18 protein-coding genes are annotated in these 21,307 nt (G+C 58.0%); 10 read left to right on the top strand and 8 right to left on the bottom strand.

The genetic code is table 11. From position 1 onward, the window contains the following. Positions 1 to 257: hypothetical protein (locus WBG04_RS00825; RefSeq protein ID WP_424312435.1), on the top strand; the 257-nt coding region annotated here is incomplete at its 5' end. A gap of 27 nt (positions 258 to 284) precedes the next feature. On the opposite strand, the gene WBG04_RS00820 is transcribed toward WBG04_RS00825, so the two are convergent. Both WBG04_RS00820 and WBG04_RS00815 read right to left on the bottom strand, forming a co-directional pair. After that, the gene (locus WBG04_RS00820) at positions 285 to 1,739 is read right to left on the bottom strand and encodes a DUF1501 domain-containing protein (RefSeq protein ID WP_424312434.1); all 1,455 of its coding nucleotides are present in this window, start codon (positions 1,737 to 1,739) and stop codon (positions 285 to 287) included. A gap of 5 nt (positions 1,740 to 1,744) precedes the next feature. Beyond that, positions 1,745 to 4,981 (bottom strand): DUF1553 domain-containing protein, encoded by a 3,237-nt coding sequence (locus tag WBG04_RS00815; RefSeq protein WP_424312433.1) that lies wholly within the window; start codon positions 4,979 to 4,981, stop codon positions 1,745 to 1,747. 202 nt (positions 4,982 to 5,183) lie between these two features. Here WBG04_RS00815 and WBG04_RS00810 point away from each other — a divergent pair, with 202 nt between their 5' ends. From WBG04_RS00810 to WBG04_RS00790, 5 genes are all read left to right on the top strand, one after another. After that, on the top strand, positions 5,184 to 5,759 hold the full coding sequence (locus tag WBG04_RS00810; RefSeq protein ID WP_424312432.1) for a hypothetical protein: 576 nt from the start codon (positions 5,184 to 5,186) through the stop codon (positions 5,757 to 5,759). A gap of 113 nt (positions 5,760 to 5,872) precedes the next feature. Beyond that, the gene (locus WBG04_RS00805) at positions 5,873 to 7,315 is read left to right on the top strand and encodes an SLC13 family permease (protein ID WP_424312431.1); all 1,443 of its coding nucleotides are present in this window, start codon (positions 5,873 to 5,875) and stop codon (positions 7,313 to 7,315) included. A gap of 30 nt (positions 7,316 to 7,345) precedes the next feature. Next, positions 7,346 to 9,340 (top strand): ATP-binding protein, encoded by a 1,995-nt coding sequence (locus WBG04_RS00800; protein ID WP_424312430.1) that lies wholly within the window; start codon positions 7,346 to 7,348, stop codon positions 9,338 to 9,340. Further along, positions 9,337 to 9,828: a response regulator gene (locus tag WBG04_RS00795; RefSeq protein WP_424312429.1), complete on the top strand. Its 492-nt coding sequence runs from the start codon at positions 9,337 to 9,339 to the stop codon at positions 9,826 to 9,828. Before WBG04_RS00800 ends, WBG04_RS00795 begins: the two co-directional genes overlap by 4 nt. Positions 9,829 to 9,998: 170 nt before the next feature. Further along, positions 9,999 to 11,345 (top strand): cysteine peptidase family C39 domain-containing protein, encoded by a 1,347-nt coding sequence (locus WBG04_RS00790; protein ID WP_424312427.1) that lies wholly within the window; start codon positions 9,999 to 10,001, stop codon positions 11,343 to 11,345. A gap of 4 nt (positions 11,346 to 11,349) precedes the next feature. Here WBG04_RS00790 and WBG04_RS00785 read toward each other — a convergent pair whose 3' ends face one another. Further along, positions 11,350 to 12,255 (bottom strand): M56 family metallopeptidase, encoded by a 906-nt coding sequence (locus tag WBG04_RS00785; RefSeq protein WP_424312426.1) that lies wholly within the window; start codon positions 12,253 to 12,255, stop codon positions 11,350 to 11,352. A gap of 14 nt (positions 12,256 to 12,269) precedes the next feature. Continuing rightward, positions 12,270 to 12,650 (bottom strand): BlaI/MecI/CopY family transcriptional regulator, encoded by a 381-nt coding sequence (locus tag WBG04_RS00780; RefSeq protein ID WP_424312425.1) that lies wholly within the window; start codon positions 12,648 to 12,650, stop codon positions 12,270 to 12,272. A 102-nt stretch (positions 12,651 to 12,752) separates the two neighbouring features. Between WBG04_RS00780 and WBG04_RS00775 the strand changes: the two genes are divergently transcribed. The 3 genes from WBG04_RS00775 to WBG04_RS00765 all read left to right on the top strand — a co-directional run bounded on the left by WBG04_RS00775 (position 12,753) and on the right by WBG04_RS00765 (position 14,414). Beyond that, positions 12,753 to 13,598 (top strand): hypothetical protein, encoded by an 846-nt coding sequence (locus tag WBG04_RS00775; RefSeq protein ID WP_424312424.1) that lies wholly within the window; start codon positions 12,753 to 12,755, stop codon positions 13,596 to 13,598. A gap of 147 nt (positions 13,599 to 13,745) precedes the next feature. Next, entirely contained in the window at positions 13,746 to 14,000 is a 255-nt protein-coding gene (locus tag WBG04_RS00770; protein ID WP_424312422.1) for an antitoxin, read from the top strand. A 12-nt stretch (positions 14,001 to 14,012) separates the two neighbouring features. Next, complete coding sequence (locus WBG04_RS00765) at positions 14,013 to 14,414, top strand: PIN domain-containing protein (RefSeq protein ID WP_424312421.1); 402 nt, start codon at positions 14,013 to 14,015, stop codon at positions 14,412 to 14,414. Between the two features lie 29 nt (positions 14,415 to 14,443). Here WBG04_RS00765 and WBG04_RS00760 read toward each other — a convergent pair whose 3' ends face one another. Next, a complete protein-coding gene (locus WBG04_RS00760; protein WP_424312420.1) occupies positions 14,444 to 15,079 on the bottom strand; it encodes a LolA family protein in 636 nt (211 codons plus the stop codon). Positions 15,080 to 15,169: 90 nt separating this feature from the next. On the opposite strand from WBG04_RS00760, the gene WBG04_RS00755 reads away from it, so the two are divergent. Continuing rightward, a complete protein-coding gene (locus WBG04_RS00755) occupies positions 15,170 to 17,536 on the top strand; it encodes an MMPL family transporter (protein ID WP_424312419.1) in 2,367 nt (788 codons plus the stop codon). 69 nt (positions 17,537 to 17,605) lie between these two features. On the opposite strand, the gene WBG04_RS00750 is transcribed toward WBG04_RS00755, so the two are convergent. The 3 genes from WBG04_RS00750 to WBG04_RS00740 form a co-directional block, all read right to left on the bottom strand. Further along, positions 17,606 to 18,172 (bottom strand): hypothetical protein, encoded by a 567-nt coding sequence (locus WBG04_RS00750; RefSeq protein WP_424312418.1) that lies wholly within the window; start codon positions 18,170 to 18,172, stop codon positions 17,606 to 17,608. A gap of 97 nt (positions 18,173 to 18,269) precedes the next feature. Beyond that, the gene (locus WBG04_RS00745; protein WP_424312417.1) at positions 18,270 to 19,904 is read right to left on the bottom strand and encodes an NAD(P)/FAD-dependent oxidoreductase; all 1,635 of its coding nucleotides are present in this window, start codon (positions 19,902 to 19,904) and stop codon (positions 18,270 to 18,272) included. 115 nt (positions 19,905 to 20,019) lie between these two features. After that, entirely contained in the window at positions 20,020 to 21,300 is a 1,281-nt protein-coding gene (locus tag WBG04_RS00740) for a DUF4340 domain-containing protein (protein WP_424312416.1), read from the bottom strand. Positions 21,301 to 21,307 lie beyond the last annotated feature (7 nt).

Raw genomic sequence — 21,307 nt, 5'->3', positions numbered from 1 at the left:
CACGGACCGTTGCCTTTCTCGAAGCGGGAATGCCGGGCGACAAGAAGTCCGTGCCGGGTCAGCGTGGTTTTGATGCCTCGCCGAAGGCGAATGCGAGGGCCTTTGTTGGGCGTTACAACGGCAAGGGAATGATTGTTTTTGTCGATGGCCATGTGGAATCTTACGCAGCTTCCGATCTGATCACAACTTCGGGAGATATTAAGGTTCCCCAGAACTCCGTGGTCTGGACGAACGACCCGGACGATAATCCGAATTGATTACTCCTCTGTCGGGCTCTGCTCGGGTCAGGCGAGAATGTCGGTGACGACCTTGGCTGGTTCGACACCGGTGAGACGTTGGTCAAGGCCTTGGAACTTGTAGCTGAGGCGCTCGTGACTCAGTCCGAGTTGGTGGAGGAGGGTTGCGTGGAGGTCACGGATATGCACCGGATTCTCGATGATGTTGTAGCCCATCTCGTCTGTTTCTCCATAGACTTGCCCGCCTTTGATGCCACCGCCGGCCATCCACATCGAGAAGCAGCGGGGATGGTGATCGCGACCGTAGTTTGACTCAGTGAGGGCGCCTTGGCTGTAGACTGTGCGGCCGAATTCACCTCCGAAGATGACAAGTGTGTCTTCGAGCATCCCGCGCTGCTTGAGATCCTGAATGAGCGCATAGCACCCTTGATCGACGTCCTTGCACTGGGAGGTGAGGTCTCGCGGAAGGTTGTTGTGCTGGTCCCAGCCGCGGTGGAAAATTTGAACGAAACGAGTGCCACGCTCAAGGAGTCGGCGGGCCATCACGGCGGAATTGGCAAAGGTGCCACGGTCCTTGCTGTCTTTGCCATAGAGTTCATGGATGTGCTCGGGTTCGTCCGACATATCGGCGAGTTCGGGCACGGAGGCCTGCATGCGGAATGCCATCTCATACTGCTGCATCCGGGTTTGGATCTCCGGGTCTCCGATGTTCTCGTAAGACTTGCGGTTAAGAGCGTTGAGCCCATCGAGCATGGAGCGGCGGAGTTCGCGTGAGACGCCAGCGGTGTCCTTCAGATAGAGGACCGGATCCCCTTTCGATCTAAAGGGAACGCCGGCGTATTTACCGGGGAGGAATCCGGCACCCCAGAGTCGCGCGGAGATCGCTTGAACATTTGCATAGGGAGAGGTGTGGGTGGCATGAAGGACGACGAAGGAAGGCAGATCTTCATTCATCGATCCGAGACCGTAGGACATCCAGGAACCCATCGAGGCTTTTCCCGATTGCATGGATCCGGTGTAGATGAGCTGGTTGGCGGGTTCGTGATTGATCGCTTCGGTGTGCATCGATTTCACAATGCAGAGGTCATCGACCATCTTGGCGGTGTGGGGCAGGAGTTCCGAGACCCAGGCACCGGATTGACCGTATTGGCTGAATTTGAATATTGAGGGGGCGAGTGGAAACTGCGCTTGCCCAGAGGTCATTCCGGTGAGGCGTTCGCCCTGCTTGGCGAGGTAGTCCTTGAGATCCTCCTTGTAGCGTTTTTGGAGTTCAGGTTTGTAGTCGAAGGTGTCAAGTTGCGAAGGTGCCCCGATGAGGGAGATGTAAATGGCACGCTTGGCCTTGGGTGCGAAGTGACTCACTGACTCGGGCAATGAACCTTCCGCTCCCAATCCGGATTTACCCAGTAGCGAGGAGAGGGCAGCAACACCGAGTCCAGTGCCGTTCTTGCGGAAGAACTGGCGGCGATTGACGGTGGCGTTGTAGTCGGGGATGGAAATCATGGCACTTACTTGGTCAGGGTTTCATCGAGGTTGAGGAGCTGGCTGGTGACCAAGGTCCATGCGGCCAATTCGGCAGGGTCGACCTCGGCGTCAGCTTTGGTTTCACCAGTGGCGATCATGGATTTGGCGGAAGCCGGATCTGCCGTGAAGGAAGATAGGGCCTCGTCAAGGGTCGCCTTGACGAAGACGATTTCGTCATCCTCGAGTGAGCGTCCAATCAAACGATTCGAGATGAAATCAATCCGGGAATCAGTCTCATCGACTTCTTTGATGGCGAGTTCGGCGAGGTGGCGGCAGGCTTCCACGAACTGTGGATCGTTGAGAGTGACGAATGCCTGAAGCGGGGTGTTGGTGCGTTCGCGAGCGACGCAGAATACTTCGCGGGTTGGTGCGTTGAGGATCTCCATGGCAGGGTGGGGGGCCGTGCGTTTCCAGAAGGTGTAGATCGAGCGGCGGTAGAGATCCTCGCCGCTTCCCTGAACGTAGTTCCGCGTATTCGACTGAGGCATCGCCACGGCCTCCCAGACGCCCTCCGGCTGATAGGGTTTGGCAGGCGGTCCGCCGAATTTAGTGGATAGAAGATCAGAGGAGGCGAGGGCGAGGTCGCGAATCTGTTCGGCATCGAGACGGTAGCGCGGTCCGCGGGAGATCAATCGATTCTTTGGATCCGCCTCGAGCTTCTCGGGAGAAATTTTCGCCGACTGTTGATAGGCGGCGGAGGTGACGATGGTCCGCACCATGTGACGGTGATCCCATCCGGAGTCCATGAATTCCGAAGCAAGCCAGTCGAGCAGCTGCGGATGGCTTGGCCGGGCACCCATGATGCCGAAGTCACCGGTTGTCTCGACGATGCCGGTGCCAAAGAACTGATACCAGAGGCGGTTCATGGTGACCCGTGCGGTGAGTGGATTGTCCAGCGAGACCAGCCACCGGGCGAGTCCAAGGCGGTTGCGCGGCGCATCGTCCGGCATGGGGGGGAGGGCTGAAGGGGTGTTGGCGATGACTTCCTCGCCCTTGTCGGAGTAGACGCCGCGGTTGAGAATATGGGCAATGGCGGGGCTGTCCTTCTTCTCCTGCATCACCAGGCTGGCTGATCCGCGTTTGCGCATTGTTTGCTGCTCGCCCTTGAGTTTGTCGAGGCGGGTCTGGATTTCCCGCGAAGGTGTATCGATACTAGAAATATAGTATTCGAAGGCTGTCTTGAGTTGGTTTTTGTTACGCTTGTCGGCCGGGGTGTTGAGGATTCCCTGAACCCGACCTTTTTCGGCGACGGCCTTGATTTCCTTCGGGCTGAGCACCCTGCGGTAGAATCGGAAGTCATGAAGGGCGACTTCGCCACCACTGAGTCTTGATCCGCTATTGTGGCGGGAACCCAGTGTCAGGGGGACCTTGGTCTCGATACTGCCTCCGACTGAGTTGGGATCGAGTTTGGTGGCTGCCCTTTCGCCGTCGATGAACAGCGTGCTGGCCTGATGTCCCGATTTGGAGCCGTTGAAGGTGAACATCACGTGGTGCCAGGTTCCGGGCTTGAGTGGCTTTCTGGCGACGAGTTTGTTGGCTGCCTTGTCCCAGCTATCGATGACGTGGGTGATTGGCGCTCCATCCTGAAGATAGATGTCCCAGCCGCGGAAACTGGCCCCCGGGTCCATGCGGGCGATCACCGCACCGGTTGGCTTGCCTTCGATGCGGATGTAGCCACCGTAGGTGACTTCATCGGAACGTGAGAACGAGGCGATATTGCCAAGTTCGACCGGGTGAGTGCTCACCACGGGTGCCATGCCGGCGGGGGCGGCGATGCGTGGCAGATCGCTCGGCCACTGCTGGGGTTCCCCATCGACCAAACCACGGATGGCGCCATCGTCTTCGTTGAGCGGAAGATGAACCGAGAGCGTTGAATCGATTTCAGGTTTCGTTTCAAGTGTAGCTGAAGCGAGCCAGCTTTTGAACTCGGGATCGGCTGCTTTTCTCCGAGCAGCGAGCTCCATTTCAAGGCCTTTGATTTCAGCCTCGAGAGAGGTCCAGCGGGCGCGGTCTTCGCGATGGGGAACGAAGACATTCGGAGGATGTTCTGCATTGTTGCCATCGAGCGCCGACATCGGCGTATTGCGGAAGAAGGCGTTGAACGAATAGGTGTCCTTCTGGCTGATCGGGTCGAACTTGTGATCATGGCAGGCGGCGCAGCCAACGGTCAGGCCAAGCCAAACGGCGGCGGTGGTATCAGTACGATCCTGGGCGTAGATGGCAAGATACTCTTCGGCGATCGCCCCGCCTTCCCCGGTGGTTGGAAGACAACGGTTGAATCCGGTCGCCACAATCTGATCGAGCGTGGCATCCGGCAGCATGTCGCCGGCGATTTGTTCGATGGTGAATTGATCCCAAGGCATGTTGGCTTTGAAGGCGTTGATCACCCAGTCGCGGTAAGGCCAGATCGCGCGGTAGTTGTCGATATGGATGCCGTGGGTGTCGGCGTAGCGGGCGGCATCCAGCCAATAGCGGGCAAAGTGTTCGGCGCTGGCGCTGGTGGCGAGCAGGCGGTCGACTTCGTCTTCGAGTTTGTCCCACGAGAAGGAGGCAATGTCTTCAGGGCTTGGGGGCAGTCCGGTGAGGTCGAGATGAAGTCGACGGTAGAAGCGGGCGAGTTCCTCCCGGGGATTGGGTTCCAAGTCGGCGGCGATGATCTTGGCATGAATGAAGGGATCGATGGGACTAGCCGCCCAGTTCTTTCCGGAATCAGGAAGCTGAGGTCTTACGACCGGGATCAGTGACCAGTGGTCTTGATACTCGGCACCCTGTGAGATCCATGCCTCCAACAGCGCTATCTGTTCCGGCTTAAGTTCCTTGTGCGACTCTGGCGGAGGCATGATCATGTGCGGATCGCTTGAGTTGATCAGTTTGACGAGCAGGGATGCTCCGGGATCGCCCTTGATGATCGCAGGTTTTCCATTCGCGCGTGGAGCGAGGGCGTCCTCCGCGATGTCGAGACGGTAGGGTTCGTCCTCGGGCAGTCGCGTATTCTCGTCGGGTCCGTGGCAGTGGTAGCAGTACTCCGAGAGGATGGGTTGGATGTGTTCGTTGAAGGTGATCTCTTCAGGGACGGATACGGGAACAAGGGTGTCTTCAGTTTCCAATGGGAGTTCAGCGGCGACGGGGGATTCGCCCGGAGTCTGGGCAGACTCAGGCTTCCGGCACTGAGTCAGACAAAGAGCCGCAAGAAGAAGTGGAAAAACGAGGTGAAGGTGCATGCTTGTGAAATCGTCCGGGAAACCTTGGGAGAGAACGTGTAACGATTGAGCAACGTTTCAGAAAACATCGATTTTGCACATAATTTGGGGCTCTTGTTGAGCAAGTTCCTCACTTTCAACGACTTGCAAGCCTACCGCTGGTTTGGCGCGATCGAAAGTGAATTTGCTTTTAAAGTAAATCTCCGCTTCCGATGGTGAGGAAGTGGATGAACGACTCAATAGCGGTCGGCAGTGGGAACGCGCGGCCTGCCCCTACTTGCCGATGGTTGATCGAGTTCTGAGCTACGAGTGGACTCGGGTTCATCGGGCAAACCGAGGCGCGGCCTTTTATCTGGCGACACTTGAGTATGCGCAGTCCCTGTGGCTTGTCGGGAAGCCGGCGCAGGCGATTCTCCAGCTCAATCTGGCTTGGGCGGTGGATCTGCAGGAGGAGGAAGGGATCCTTGTGCAATGGCCGCTACCCTATCGAGCGCTGCGATGGATCTTGGAACATCGGATGGAAGCGGGCTTTCTCGGGAATCCGGTGAGGCACTTTCAGCATCTCGCGACTCGGGTTGGGGGAGAGCGATTCGAGCTGCGCTCGTGGCGGGCGTGGGCATGTTTCCATGTTTCAAGTCTCGTTCTGCCGCCGAGCGAGTTTCCTCAGGATCTCCTTCAAATCGAGAAAGAAGACCTGCTGATCCCCGCTATAGACGAGGTCCTCAAGTCCCTTGATCGCTGGGGCATTGCTGACGAGGCAAGCTTGTTTGAAGGGGTGATGAGTGAGGCAATATGGTGAAAAGACTTTTTGTCTGACGGTTGACTGCGGTGATCATCCGTTCCGAATGGCTGTGCACATTCTCTTGATCTCTTGCTGGAGTTGATCGGATGGGAGTAGAGCAGGCGCGACCAATGAACGCATTCAAGTCGCTGATCTCCGGCAAGACCCTCTCTATCATTCTGGCTTTCGTCGGTTTTCTGATTCCCTTTTTCATCCAGATCGATGGACTATCAGAGGCCGGACATCGACTTCTCGGCATCTTCCTCTTCGCTGTGATTCTCTGGGTCAGCGAAGGGATTCCTCTCTTTGCGACATCGGCCTGCGTGATCCTGCTGCTGATTCTCTTTCTGAGTGATGTATCGGCTCAACTCGGTTGGGCATGGGGCTTGGCTGAGGGATTCACTGGAGCGAGTCCTCCTTCCTATGCCGACTATTTCAACACCCTTGCCAGCAACGTGCTGATTCTTTTCCTCGGGGGATTCTTTCTGGCATTCGGTGCGGCGAAGTACGGAGTCGATAAGAACCTTGCCGCGATCATGTTGAAGCCTTTCGGGAGCAAGCCATCACGGGTGCTGCTTGGGCTGATGCTCATTACCGGAGTGCTTTCCATGTGGATGAGCAATACTGCGACCACGGCGACCATCATGGCGGTGGTGATTCCGATCATCCATCGCCTGGAGGTCTCGGACAAATTCCGTATCGGACTTGCCCTTGGCATTCCGTTTGCCGCGAATATTGGTGGCATCGGAACGCCGATCGGAACGCCTCCGAATGCGATCGTTCTCGGAGCCTTGGGAAAGATCAATCCCGAGACCGGGGCTCCCATCGGGCAATGCTCTTTCCTTCAGTGGATGCTCTTTGCCGTTCCCATTGCGATGATCCTGCTGGTCCTCGCCTGGCTGCTGATCCTTCTGATGTTTCCGGCTTCCAAGAAATCGATCGAGATCGACATGAACGTCAAATGGGTGAAGTCATCCAAAGCGACGATCTACTATGCGACAGCGATTTTCACGATCCTGATGTGGATGACCGGATCCCTTCACGGCATCAACTCCTACGTCGTCGGCATGTTCCCGGTGGCCATCCTGCTGGCAACGGGGGTCGTGGGAGCCAAGGAATTCCGTTCACTGGATTGGGATGTGCTGTGGCTGGTGGCAGGGGGCATTGCTCTTGGGAAAGGGGTGTCCTCAACGGGCTTCGATTCGTGGATTGTCGGCTTGATTGACTGGAATGCGCTGAGTGCAGGGATCCTTGGCATTGCCATCTGTGCCACGGCCTTGTTGATGAGTACTTTCATCTCGAACAGTGCCGCGACCAACCTGCTGGCTCCGATTGCCGTCGCCGTGGCCGCAGCCACCGGAGGCGATGCCGTCGCCATCCTGATTTTCGTCGCCCTTGGCGCCTCGATGGCCATGGCGCTTCCCATCAGTACGCCGCCGAACGCCATTGCCTACAGTGCCGGGTCCTTCAACACCAAGCAAATGGTGCTTTCCGGCTCGATCATTGCGGTGATCGGCATGGGGCTGACCTATTTGTGCCTGCCGATCCTTTTGAAAATGGCGGGGCTGGGTTAGTCGGAGAGCAACCCTTCAGGATAGGATCCCATGCCCAGTCTCATACTATGTGCCCATCGCGATCCGACGGTTGCCACGCGTCTGCAGGAGGCCTTTGACGAGGCGGTACCGGGTGAGCTTGAGGTCGAAAGTTTCTTGAGCGGTGAGGATCTGGCCAATCGAGCAGGGGCCGTCATGGCCGAGAATGGCGACTTGCCGCTTATTTTCGCCGGCATCGATCTTGATGATCTCGATGGGATCGAGCTCCTGCGCCAGTTGCAGGATGCTCCTCCGCTTCGCAGCAGCCGGAAGGTGTTGTTGGCATTTGCCAATGAAACGGGTGAAGCTGACATGTTGCTTCAGCGCGGAGCTCTGCATGGGCGGCTCGATCCGAACTTCGACGAGGAGTCTCTCAAACGTCTGCTTCGCAACCTGCTGACGGATTTCGTCGTTCATAGCGCCCCTCATCTGATCGACAATCTTCATCCGCTGCTCGATCTCCGTGCGCTGGCCGGCGCCTTTTCCTCTGCTCGCGATAATCTGCAGCATTTGAACAAGCGACTCGGTGAAGTCGAACGTTCGGTCATCGCCGTCGATGGCATGAGTGATGACCGGATCGAAGCGGAGATGATCGACGAGTTCGACCGACTTCTCGATCATCCGGACCGCCGTCGTTACGCGCCGTCTGAGGTCATCGTTGAGGAAGGAGATGAGCCTGGCACGATTTGGATCATTCTCAGTGGCCGGGTGAAACTCTATCGAACGATTGAGGGAGACGATGTCACGTTCCACTCGGAAAGCGCCGGACGTATCGTCGGCCTGATGTCGCTTTCTCTCCAAAGTCCGGTCTTCTTCTCCTGCCGTGCGGTGACCGAAACGACGGCACTGGTACTGAGTCGGGCACAGGTTCAAGACGCGATTCATCGGAGTCCGGGTCTGTCGAATTATCTGATCACGGTCATCCTTCGTTCGATGGCCCGGCGGAACCGCCGCTCCTCGCAGCTTTTGGTGCAGGTGCGCAAGCTCAACCATCGTCTGGCGGATCAACGGGACGAACTCGAGGCGACGCTTGCAGAGCTTCGGGCCACTCAGGAACGCCTGGTCGACACGACGAAAATGGCAACCCTCGGAAATCTTGCCGCGGGCATGGCCCACGAGTTGAACAATCCGATCGGCGCCATCCTCAATGCTGCCGACCATCTCGAACAGGACATCAATGGGCTGGTGGCGACGACCCCTGACCTCAAAGTCGCCGTTGAAGCCATTCCCGCGGCCAAAAAGCTCCCGCCTCGTTCGACGAGGGAGGAGCGCCGACTGCGCAACCAACTCGCCCAAGAGCTCGGCATCGACTCCAATCAGGCGATGCGACTCGTTTCAGCCGGGGTGGAGAGCAAGAAGGACTTCAAGCACTATCAGAAGATCGGAAACAAGGTGTCCGATGAAATGCTCATTCGTCAGCTCGTTCATTCCGGTCAGATCGGCAGTTCGCTGCGCAACATTTCGAATTGTTCGAGTCGCGTGGCGACCTTGGTTCGCAGTCTGAAGGTCTACGCTCGTGCCGACCAACACGAGATGGTGCCGACGGATCTCAATGCGACCCTCGAAGATGTGCTGCTGATCCTTTCGAACCGTCTCAGGGACATCGATTTGGAGAAGCATTTTGCTGAACTACCCGCGATTGAGGCGAATCCATCGCAACTGCAGCAGGTGTGGACTAATCTCATTTCAAATGCTGTCCAGGCGGTGGGGGATCCGGGTCGAATCAAGATCACTTCAAGTTCACCGCGTCCGGGTTGGCAGCGAGTCGAAGTCGAAGACAACGGCGTGGGTGTTCCGGAAGAAGCCAAGCCGCACCTCTTTGAGGCGCGCTTCACAACCCGCAGTGGGCGTGTCGAATTCGGCCTCGGTCTCGGTCTACCCATATCCCGGAACATCATCCGCCAGCATGGAGGTGACATCTTTTTTGAGTCGAAATCCGGACGGACGGTCTTCACCGTTGATCTTCCTGAAAAACCACCAGAACCCGAACCCACCGCATTGCCATGAACCGCATCACCATTCTTTCCCTCGATGACGAACCCGAGGTTCGTCAGGCCATCAGCCGTGATCTTGAACCCTTTGCCGAACTCTTCAGAATCGAGGTCGCCGAAGATGTCGAAGACGCCCGTGAGGTGATCCAGTCGATCGAAGACGACGGGGACCTGCTCGGCGTGATTCTTTGCGACCATCGATTGCCGGGCACGAGCGGTGTCGATTTTCTCGTCCAGCTCGAGTCCGAGCAAAACCACCAAGGCATCCGCAAAGTCCTTGTGACGGGTCAGGCCGACCAACAGGATACGATCCTCGCGATCAATACTGGCGGGCTCGATCACTTCATCGCCAAGCCGTGGGAGACGGAAATGCTTCAGGAGATCGTCCGCAAGGAGCTGACGGAATACCTTTTGGAGCAAGACATCGATCCGCTGCCGTTTCTTTCGCTGCTTACGGATCCGCGGCTGCTTGATCGCATCGGCAAAGGGTCGAGAATTGACTGAAGTTTCCCTGGAGCTGGAGGGTGCCTGTCGGGACGATTTCTTCCCTCTGCTTGAAGTGGTTACTCGCTTTTCCGATCAATCTCCACGCTGCCGTGGGATTGGAGACAGAAAGGAGGGTCGACAGATATGTGAGCCATGGCTTACCGTTGGTAATGCGCAAAACAATCCTCTTGCACCTTATTTTCGGAGCGATGGTTCTTCGCGGCACCGCCACGGAGGAAGACGAGAAGAAAGTGCCGACCTTGGATGGCATTATTTTTGATGAGCAGATTTGGGAGAAGACCTTGGTAGACATCAAGGGACCGGAAGAGAGGGTGGAGGATCAAGCCGAGATCCCCGCAGAACTCAGGAAGAAACTCGAGAGTGAGGGATTCTCCCTGGGCCCGGGTCGGTCCGATGGATTCGAATGGCTTTCATCGAGGAAAGAAGGACTGTGCGCCCGGCCGGGGAGTTTCGAATTCCTCGGCAAGGAGGCGGGTGAAGTGGTGATTCGTGCGGACGACGGAACAATCTCTTCGATTTCGGTTTCCCTCTACAATCGTGGCGATAATGGCAACCTGCCGGTGTCGACCTTCAACACCCGGATTGAGGAATGGAAGCAGGGCTTGGACGACCACCTGAAGGTGGAATCGACGGAGCGGAACTCCAAGGGCGCAGTGGCCGTTGAGGGCTGGATGTGGCGCAAGGGGGATACGGCGGCGCTGCTTGAATCCAGCATCAACCGTTCCGAGAAACGTCCCGAGTTCATCCGTCTGAGATTGGCCTCGATTTCCGCCGCAAAGAACCAATCAACAGGAGTCGCAAAGCGAAGGAGTCTGGCTGACAACGTCGTGAACGACGACAAAGGCAATGTCATGATCGACGGTGTGCCGATGGTGGATCAGGGTGAAAAGGGGTATTGTGTGGTGGCATCGATCGAGCGCGTCGGACGCTACTACGGGCTTGAGATGGACCAGCATGAGATGGCACAGCTTGCCGACACCACCGAGAACGGCACGAACGCCGATGTGATGGAAAAGGCTTTTCAAAAAATCACCGGTCGGATTCATGTGCGGACCTTGAAGCTGATTGAGTACGACAACCGCCAGTTCGAGCGCGATCTGAAGAACTACAACCGCGAAGCAAAGAAGGCTGACAAATGGATTTACGACATCGATCTTGATGCGTTCTACGCCAATCCGGCCTATTTCTGGATGAAGGCGGATCCGGATACCTTTCGTAGCGTGAAGCAACGGCAGAACCGCTACGATCACTTTAATCGCAAGATAAAGGAGTATGTTGATCAGGGGATCCCGCTCTGCTGGACGCTTTTTCTGGGCATGTTCAAGGAGGGCGACCTGCCGCAGAGTTTCGGCGGACACATGCGCCTGATCATTGGTTATAATTTCTCGGATCCCGATGCCCCGATGATCATTTATACTGATTCATGGGGCGAGGGTCACGGCCGCAAGGAGATGCGTGCCGATGCGGCTTACTGCATGACCACCGGGCTCTACGCGATGGTTCCCAACAAATAGTGTCCTAGGGATTTCCGGGAAAGGGGTTCGCGCTGAGTCGTGTCTGGACCTCCAAGGCGGGAACTGCGGACGGGGCTGGTTCGGCGCGTTTGATCACGGCCATGATGACGGCTGTGATCATGACGATGCTGATCATCGCGGCGGAGATTGCTGGCGAGATCGTTCCGACGGGATTCATCAAACGAGTCACGCGGCGGGCGAGTGAGGAACGCTCTGACATCGCGACGGCTGGCAGTGGAGAGGGCTGGGATGAGGCGAGGTCACAGAGAAGTGTGGCGTATGAGCGTGCCTTGACACCATTTCGGATCACCATCGCATCGCAGGCGAACTCCGCCTGAGTGGCATGATGGCGCACCAGCCACCAGACCAGTGGATTGAACCAATGGAGGGCGCAGGCGAGGGCACCGAGCGAACGCCACAAGGGGTCGAAGCGGCGGTGATGGGCGAGTTCGTGAGCCAGGACCATTTCGCGGACCTCGGCTCGCCATGAGTTCCAGTCTTCCGGTACGAATACCACCGGCCGCAACACGCCAGCTGCCACAGGACTGTGAAGGGTGGAAAGCGATCGAATTTCGACCTGACGACGACCGAGAGGAACTTGCTCAATCGGCTCAGATTGGCTTCTCCAGCGTTCCAAGCCAAGAGTGGCGACAAGGACGCGGATCGAGAGGAGAATAGCTCCTGCAAGCCAGATCCATTGGAGAAAGGCAGCACTATCAACAGTGGCATCCGAGGTAGAGCGGGCCGCCGGAAGAAGCGAGAGCTTCGGCAGCAGAGTGAGCAGGGGGTAGGCGAGCAAGAGACTGATCACAACAGCGGTCAACCGGTGCGCCCGCGTCGTATCATGCCGTCCGCCAAGCCACACCAGAAGTGAGGCAATCAGTGTGAAGATCAGGGCGGTAATCGGCATGGCAATGGGGCGAATTACTTTTCGGACTCATCGATCAACTGCCGGATGCGATCGATCTCGTCCTTTTCCAGTTTCTGATCACCGGGATCGAGCAATGAGGCGACCAGATTCTCAGGTCGGCCATCGAAGAAGGTGGTGATCAGTTGTTTCAAGGCGGAGCGCTTGGCTTTGGTTTCAGAAATCGCCGGACGATAAAGATAGCGTCGCGAAAGCTTCCGATGGTTGAGAAGTTTCTTCTCGATCATTGTCGCGAGGAGGGCGCGCACAGCCGAGTAGCTGGGAGGGTCGGGCATCGCCTCAAGGATCTGCTGAGCCGAGGCTTCCCCCAAACGGTAGAGGATGTCCATGACCTGGCGCTCACGGCGGGCAAGGGCGCTGGCGGGCTTTTCACTCATGCCGAGAGATTAGCGAGTGCTGGAAAAGCTGCAATTAAAATGCTGAAAAAACAGCATAAAGGAGTTGACGGGATGCAGGCTTAGTGCTGGATTTCCAGCAGTATGAAGCATGGAGATGAGAAAAACAGGTCTTGGAGTGTCACAGGGATTCTATTGGGTCTGGCCTCGGTGCTTTGGCTGAGTGGATGCGCGGGGCCTGGCGGGACGGGTCCTTTTGATTCAAGTGGAAACTACGTCGAAGCCCGGAGTGATACTCCGATACCACTGAGTGGAGCGTCGGCACCGGTAGAATCGCTTCGTGAACCCAAGCCCGCCGAAGAGCGTCCGGGTTTGGCGACGGGATTTGGCAAGCAAGTGAGGGAAGAGTGGCACAAGCAGTCGTTTGTTAGAGATTCATCGAAGCCGAAGGGAACGGATAGGATCTACTACAATGACCGTGAGGGGGTGAACGCCATGACCGGCTACAAGTCCAAGGTCGAGGGGCTTCAGACGGCTGCGGGAGGTCTGGTGGAGTGGGGGATCAAGGGTGGCTTTGGTTACCTGCCTGCATACAAATCGAGAGAGAAGCGCTTCGTTGTCGGATCTGGAGGTTCAGCGTATTCGCTGGTGTTGAAGAACCGATGCCGCAGTCGCGTGGAGGTGGTGCTGAGTGTTGACGGTCTTGATGTGATCGATGGCAAGTCAGCATCGTTCTCGAAGCGTGGTTATGTCATTGCTCCGGGCGATACCCTTGAGGTGAAAGGCTGGAGAACGGGTTGGGATTCGGTGGCCCAGTTCGAGTTTTCGGATGTGGGAGGATCCTATGCGAACCAGCGCCATGGAAATGCTCGCAACGTCGGGGTCATTGGTCTCGCGGTGTTCGGTGAGAAGGGAGTGGATCCGTGGAAGTGGATGCCGCGCGAGCTTGATACGAGAAGCACTGCGAATCCTTTTGCTCAGGCTCCGTGAGGACTCTCGATCATAGGTTGGAGGGGCGGTCTGTATTGGCGAGCCGCCTTTGCTGCCGTGAGCTAGGCTTTAGAAGCCAATGAAATGCCGGCTCTCTTGGTTCAATTGTACATTGACATCTCCATTTTGTAGATACAAAACGTATCTATGAAAACGGCGAAGATCTTTCAGCATGGAGGAAGTCAGGCGGTCCGCCTTCCGAAGGCCTTTCGCTTCGATGGTACGGAAGTGCTTATTGAAAAGCATGGGGATGAGGTGGTTCTAAAACCCGTGCCGGTTCCGAAGTTCCGCAGCTTCACTGAGATCGCCGCCCACCTTGCGGGAAAGTTTCCGGATGAGGAGGACTTTCCCGCACCACCGCCCCGGCCGAGCGAGCATGAGCGGCCGATCCCAGAACTCTAATCGGCTCGCCCCGTGAAGCCGAAATTTCTTCTGGATTCCAGCGCCTGTATTCCGGTTCTGCGCAACAAGTCGGGCCTTGAGAAGCTACCCGATCCGGCTCTTACGGGCATTCCCGTCATCGTCGCGGCGGAACTCTGGACCGGGGTGAAGAAGAATCTCAAAACTCACCCCCAACATGCCGCGCGACTGGAGGCGTTCCTTCGTCTCTTCCATCTCGCAGACTTCGATCTCGCTGCTGCCCTTCACTACGCCGAGATTCGTGCTGCGCTTGAAGCAAGGGGTAAGTCGATCGGCCCGCTCGATCTTCTTATCGCTGCGCAATCCAGGAGCCTCGATGCCACGCTCGTCACAGCGAATACCGGCGAGTTCAAGCGGGTCAATGGACTCAGGCTTCTTGTTTGGAAGGGCGGCTGAAAGTCGCCTTGGGGTGCGATGGAGCTCCTTTACTGAACCTTGTAGCCTGTTAGATCGGTGGTGAATCGATCGGCGGGAATCGTGGGATTGATCCGGGAATTTGAGAAAATGGTGCGGATGCTGGACTTGTCATCGAGACGGATTTCCATGGCGCGGAGGAGATCGGTCTTTGGGTCGATATCGAGGAAGACCCACTGGACATTGCCGCGCAGCTTGCGTTCGCGGGGGCGGGCGGTGAGCTGATAGATGCCGTTGGTGACCCGGGATTCGATGAGTTCGAAGGTCTTCTTGAAATCTTCGAGATTGCCATTGAGGGCGCCGTCGGCGAGCAGGGTGAAAGGCTTCGCTCGATCGGAGTCGGAAGGAATCTGACGGGCACGCTTTTTGTCGACATCGACGAGGGTCATGGTGGTGCCATCGGAGACGGCGAGTGTTTTGACCGGCTCGCCGAGTTCCCAGCGCATCTTGCCCGGGCGCTGCATGGAAAAGCTGCCGGGGGTGGTGACCGGATTCCTCAGAGCGGGAAGGGTACGCTCTTGAACGAAGTCGGCTTCGAGGGATTGGACGTTACCCTGCTTGGCCAACCAGGCCTCGAGCGGGGCCGTATCGAGCTCGGCGGCAGAGACCGGATTGAGGGCGATGAGCAGGCAGGCGAGGAGGCGCATGGACCAAGTCCGCGTGGAATCGGAGATTTGCCAAGCAGAATGTGAGATTTGAGATTGGGAATCGTGGGAGCCTGGCGGCAGGATTGCGGCATGCGGAAGTGGTGGAAGCAGGCAGTTCTCCTGTTGATGGTGGCAGTGGCCGGATTGGGTCTTGGGCGAATCCGCTTCAATACGAACATTCTCGAGATCCTTCCGGGCGAGATGCCCGAGGTGGTGGGGCTCAAGTCCTACTACGAGGTGTTCTCGCTGGACGAGGAGCTGGTGGTGTTGATCGAGGCGGATGGCGAGTCATCGGAGCCACTGGGTGAGGCGGCCGAGGAATTGGCGGGCTTGTTGAAGGAGGCGGGCGTGGCGAAGGGCGCGCGCTGGAAGCCGAGATGGATGGATCGGCCGGAGGGGATGGCGGAGCTTTTGGCTTGGCTCTGGCTGAACGGAGAATCGAAGGATGCGGTAGCGTTGGTGGATTCGCTCTCCGAAGTGGAGGTGGAGGCGACGATGCTTGAGGCGATGGAGCGGGTGGCGACTTCGTTGGACGGGGGAGAGATGATGATCTCTGCTCATGATCCGCTGGGTTTCCTTTCGCATCCCTCGATGGCAGCCATGTTTGAATCGGCTGAGGAAGGGGGAGAGGGATTTGAAAGTGCTGGTGGGACGGCGCATCTGTTCTTCGTCGATGCACCCGAGCCCCTGCCGGGTTACAAGGAAGCTGAGGCTTGGATCGGGAAAGTCCGGGCGGTGGCCGACCCCTGGGCCGAGGAGAAGGGACTGAAACTCGGCTGGACGGGTGAGCCGGCCTTTCAGGCGGAAATCGGATCGGCGATGGAACGCGACATGACCAAGACCGTCGGGGTGACCTCGACGATGATTGCGCTGATGTTCCTGCTGATGCAGCGTCGGCTTGGTCTGCTGTTGGGAATGGCTGGGGTGATCGGAATGGTTTTCCTGACGGCGCTGGGGCTGGCCGGGTGGTACTACGAGGAGCTTAGTATCATGTCGGCCGGGTTTGCCGCGATCCTGATCGGTCTGGCAGTGGACTATGGGGTGCTGATTTGTCAGGAGGCCAAGCTGGCGGGTCACGATGAAAGAGCAATCCGCCGCGCGACGACCCGTTCGATCGGCTGGGCGGCGGCGACGACGGCGGCGGTGTTTTTCGCACTGAATCTGAGTGGTCTACCCGGGATTGCCCAATTGGGAACGATTGTGGCCTTTGGGGTGATTGCGGGGGCGGTGCTGATGCTGAATTTTTATGTGCCGTGGGTGGCGTGGCGAGGGGCTGGACGGCCTTCGAATTCCCACAAGGCTTCGTGGGTGCCCGGTCGGAATGGAGCGCTTGGCTTGACGGTGGGCTTCGCGCTGCTGGTGGCGGGCGTGCTTGGATTCAAGGGGCTGCCGGGTGTGGAGTTTGACCGGGGCTTGTTGAGGCCACGGGATAGCACGGCGATGGCAGCCTTTGAAGCGATCCAGAAACACTTTCCGGCGTGGCAAACTCCCTCGCTGAAGCTGGTGATTGAGGGTGGCAGTGATGAAGAAGTGGCGGCGCGGGTGATCGAGGCCGGGAAGCGGCTGGAAGTGTTGCAAGCCGAACGGCCGGATCTTGTCCAACGGATCGACTTGCCGTCGGGATGGTGGCCGTCTCCGGAACGGGTGGCGATGAATCGGAATTCGCTCGAAGTGCTGGCGAAGAGCCGCGACCGTATTCTCGCTGTGGCAGAAGAGGTCGGCTTTTCCGAAGAGGGCGTGGCTTTGGGGAAATCGGTGATCGAGGCTCTACCCCGCGTGCTGGCGATGGATCCATCCACGGTGCCCGCCGATGAGGCAGCGGCTGAAGTCCTCCGAGGCTTTGTGTCGAAGAACGAAGAGGGAGGGACCCTGCTCGGAAGTGTGGAACTTTCTCAACCCGAGGATCTTTCTGCGGAAGACTTTGCCAGCCTGAGGAGGTTCAGTTCGGAGGGCATCCATCTCGCAGGCTGGACGCTGCTGAAGCCGGCGGTGTTGCCGCTGGTCAAAAAAGACCTCACCGATGTGTTTCTGCCGATGGCCGGGCTGATGGTGGTGATGCTGTCACTGGTTTTCAGGAATGTTAAAGATGTGTCGCTCGCGTTGGGTGCGATGCTTCTCAGTGGCGGCCTGCTGCTCGCTTCGATGCGTCTGACAGGCATCGAATGGAACTTTCTCAACATCGCCGCGACCCCCTTGTTGTTAGGTACGGGTCTCGATTACACGATTCACATCCTGTTGGCCGTGCGGCGGACGGGCGGAGACCTCAAGGTGGTTTGGAACGGGACCGGCAAGGCGGTGCTGTTTTGTGGAACGTCCACCGCGATCGGCTTCGGATCACTGGCCTTCGCTTCGAATGATGCCCTCGCCAGCCTGGGTAAGGTGGCCGTTTTGGGCATTCTGATTTCGATGGTCGTTTCGATCCTGCTGTTGCCGGGTATTCGGGGCAAAGGCCGATGAGAGGATACAAAAAAACCGGAGCGAGTGGCCTCGCTCCGGTTGGAAAATTTTCTTCGGCCGAGCCTCAGTTCACGGAGCAGGGACGGAGTTGTCCTGGAAGTTGGTTCTCGTGGAGGGAGGAGGATTAACGATTGGAGGGATCGGAGGAATCGTGATGATCGGAATGTCCAGCGGATCGGGAGGGGTGGCCGCCGGTTTGACCTCGAGGCCTTTCGCGTCCTTCGCACTCTTTGCGCTCTTCGCACTTCGACCTTCTCCAGCGCCCGGATCCAGACGGCCCATGACTTCCTGCACGCGGACGATCGAGTCAGGAGCGGTGGCGATGGCACACTGGGCGATCATTCTCATGTTTTCCGGTGAGGCCCGAACCGCAGTTTCGACGATGTAGCCGACGATCGCGTCGTCGCAGCCGGTGCCGATGATGGCGGCTTTGACAATTTCACAGGCGCAGCCGGGGCTGGCGGAAACTTCGCGATCAATGAGGTTGAGCAGTTCGACCGGGTCTACTGAAGCGCGTTCGGCCGTCGCCAGGGTGCGAGCGGCAATTTGGGTGCAGTCGACGATGCCCCTTTCGGTGGCATGAGCACCGGTGAGCGTGATGGCAGCTGTCAGGAAAAGGGCGGGTTTGATTCTCATGGCGAGTCGTGGGGTGAAGCAGAGAAAAACAGCCGAAGGACGGGCATTTCTTTCCGTGCGCCAATGAATATCAAAAAAATTACTTTAGGACAATTGATTATTTAGCCACCCCAATTACGGCCTCGGATTCCTCCAAAGTGGCCACGGAGCCCTTGCTGGGCATGGATTTGCCGTCGACCGGGGTCTTCCCTGTCCGAGGTGCCGGGTCGGCGAAATTCGGGGACGGGCGGGTGAAGGCATTCTGGATTTCCAGTTTGAGCCAGGTTCGGGCACCACGAATCAGGTGGCCCAAGGCCAGCGGACTGCCCTCGAAGGACTTCCTGATGAAGTAGGGGTGATCGAGATTGTGTCTGCCGTAGGTTCCGTTGGCCAGGCGCTTGCGGGCGATGACCTCGAGCCGCTTGTTGTAAAAGGCCATGAACTTGGCGAAGCCTCCACCGATGGGCCCGAAGTAGGGCATCTGGGAAAACTCCTTGTCGGTGTATTTGTAAACGAGTTGAACGGGTCCGACGAAGTAAGTCGAGAGGTCGAGGAGGAAGGCGGCCCGCATCAGCTCGGAATCTCCGAGGTACTGATATTTGTTCAGGTAAAGCGATTTGAACCAGCGCATGTAGGACTGCCGGTACTGTTTGTCGTGGGCGACGACGCGTTCCTTGACGCAGTTGCCATTGAGCGAACTAAGAATGATCCGGTGGGCGGCGTAAGTACCATGAGCGCAGTAGTCGAGTCCCTGCGAGTAGAGTGGATCCATGAATCCCGCCGCGTCACCCATGCTGATCCAGCCGTCGCCACAAACCTCAGAGGAGTAGTAGGGGAGGTTCTTGTAGATGCGTGCGTCGTTTTCAATCGGTTCGGCGTCCTCGAACATCAGCTTGCCGATCGGATGGCTGAGCAGATGCTCCTTGAGCCGGTGGCCGACCGAGCCATCGGAGGGCGGCGTGAAAAGGCGTTCGTCCCAGGTGACTCCGGCGGAGAAATCGCCATTTGAGAGCGGGATGATCCAGCTCCACCAGCCGTGACCCATCAGGTGGTTGGTGGCGCTTCCGCGGGCGACAAAGGGTCCGCCTTGGAGTCCCTTTGCCATGGTTCTGGCCTCGTGTGAGTCGAGACAGCGGGCATTGCGAAAGCGCACCCACATCGAATGAACCGGGTGGTCTCCGAGTGGGTGAAGGGTCTTGCGTTGGCGTGCCACCAAAGCGGCCTTGCCCGAGCAGTCCGCAACCCATTCGGCAGTAACCGTACGCGTTTCGCCATCCTGTTTGTAAGTGACGCGGTTCTTGCCGACGCCATCGAGTTCGAAGGACTTGACCGTGGCTGGTCGGGCGAGCTCACAGCCCTCCTTGGTGCTCTGATCGAGCATGTGCTGATCGAGGATCTCGCGGTCGAGTTGAAAGGTGGGGAAGCGTGCCTGGGAGAAGGGACCGATTTCCGAGCAGCGGCTCGGACATTCGTTGCCGGGTTCATTGAACCACAGTCGCAGTCCGTGCTTCTGAAAATGGCGGCCGGCGAGGTGACTGCCGAGCCCGAGCACCCGGGTCAGGAAGCAACCGGCGACTTCCGAAGTCGACTCGCCGACCTTGCGGTCGAAGGCGGTCGATTTTTCGATGATCAAAATGCGGAGGTCCGGACGCTCTCTCTTCAACAGCAGTGACAATGCGCTGCCGGAGAAGGCCCCTCCCAGAACCACCACGTCGTAGTGATCATTGGCAGGGGTATCGATCGGTCGAACCATGGCCGTGATTGTAGGGACGAAACGGGATTGCGCAAGTAGCGGAATCCCGACTCGTCCGGTCGCTGCCAAGTTCGAGAGCTGGCCGCTGTGGTGGCTCGACAGGGCGGGACCGCCCTTACTCCCCTTCGGGTCTTGGCGGGATGGCCACCGGGGGCGTGACCGCCTGAACCCGCGGGCGGGCCTGTCCGGGATTGAATCCCGGTGGCATGCCCATCTGGCCCTGAGGACCGGCGGCCGGCGGCGCGGCATTCGGATCCTTGATGAAGTCGGCGCGCTTCTTGGTCAGTGAATCGACGGTGTAGCTGGTGACCTTGTAAGTCCGGCCCTCGAGTTTCTTTTCTGCCGCAAGTTTCTTTTCGAGGGTCTTCTTATTGGCGGCAAAGGCTTCGTCAGCGGTCTTGGCGGCCTCCTCTGTTTCGTCTTCGGCCTTGGTGCGCTCGGTGGCGAGCTTGGCATCGACCTGGATGCTCATCAGGTAGCTTTCGGAATCGTCCTTCGCTGGCGCAAACTTGATCGTGTAGGTGAAGCCGTCGAAGGTTTCGATCACTGCGGTCTGCTCCTGATCGGCCTGCCAGGTGGCTTCGATCTCGGCGGTCGGAATGACGTCCTCGAAGCGGGCATACGACAGGAGGTTCTTATAAGGGCCAAGCGCCGTGTTGTCGATTTCCTCGCTGTCCTTTTTGTCTTCGAGAACGAAGTCGTTGGTGTCGTCATCGCGGGTCAGCTTCCAGGCGATGTTGTCGAACTCGCCGGCTTCGCTAACGCTGATCGATTTGATCCTCGCGATCTTGACGAATTCTTCGTCGAGCCACGAGCTGGCGTTGGCGTCGAGCGTTGGGAAGAGTTCACTGGTGATGTAAACGCCTGAGTCGTCGGCATGATTGAGGACAAAGCGTCCCGTCGAACCGCCGCCGCCACCGAAGGGGCTCATCGGGTTGGCTTCTCCTTCGAGATTTTTTCCAAAGGTCAGGTGAACGAGTTCCGTGCCGGCGTCGTTCATCAGCGTGACTCCAGTGCCCTTGTCGCTGTCTTCGGTGGCTTTGGGATCCATGCCGAAGCGCGGGGCGAAAGAGGGGTCGGCTTCGATGCCCTGGGTGACCTTCACCTCGTCAAGGGTTCGTAGTAGTTCATTGATCGCCGCGGCGTCGGCAGGGTAGTCGTCGCGGTTGGCGATGACCCAGTTGCCATCCTTCTTGGTGGCGACGGTGCGGGTATCGCCGCTGGTGATCTCAAGCTTGGCAACTTCGGCCGGTTCGAGGTCGGCGATCAGGGTGTCTCCGCGCGAGCGCTCGGTGGCGCTTCGGAAGCCATCATTTTTCGAGGATTTGACGGCGATCAGGGAGACGACGAGAAGAAGGGCGATGGCCCAGAGGACGATGACTTGTCGTTTGCTCATGGTCGGA

Source organism: Haloferula sp., from assembly GCF_049672945.1.
Lineage (GTDB): Bacteria > Verrucomicrobiota > Verrucomicrobiia > Verrucomicrobiales > Akkermansiaceae > Haloferula.
Note: the sequence above shows the minus strand (reverse complement) of the source record. Positions and strands in the feature narration are given on the sequence as shown.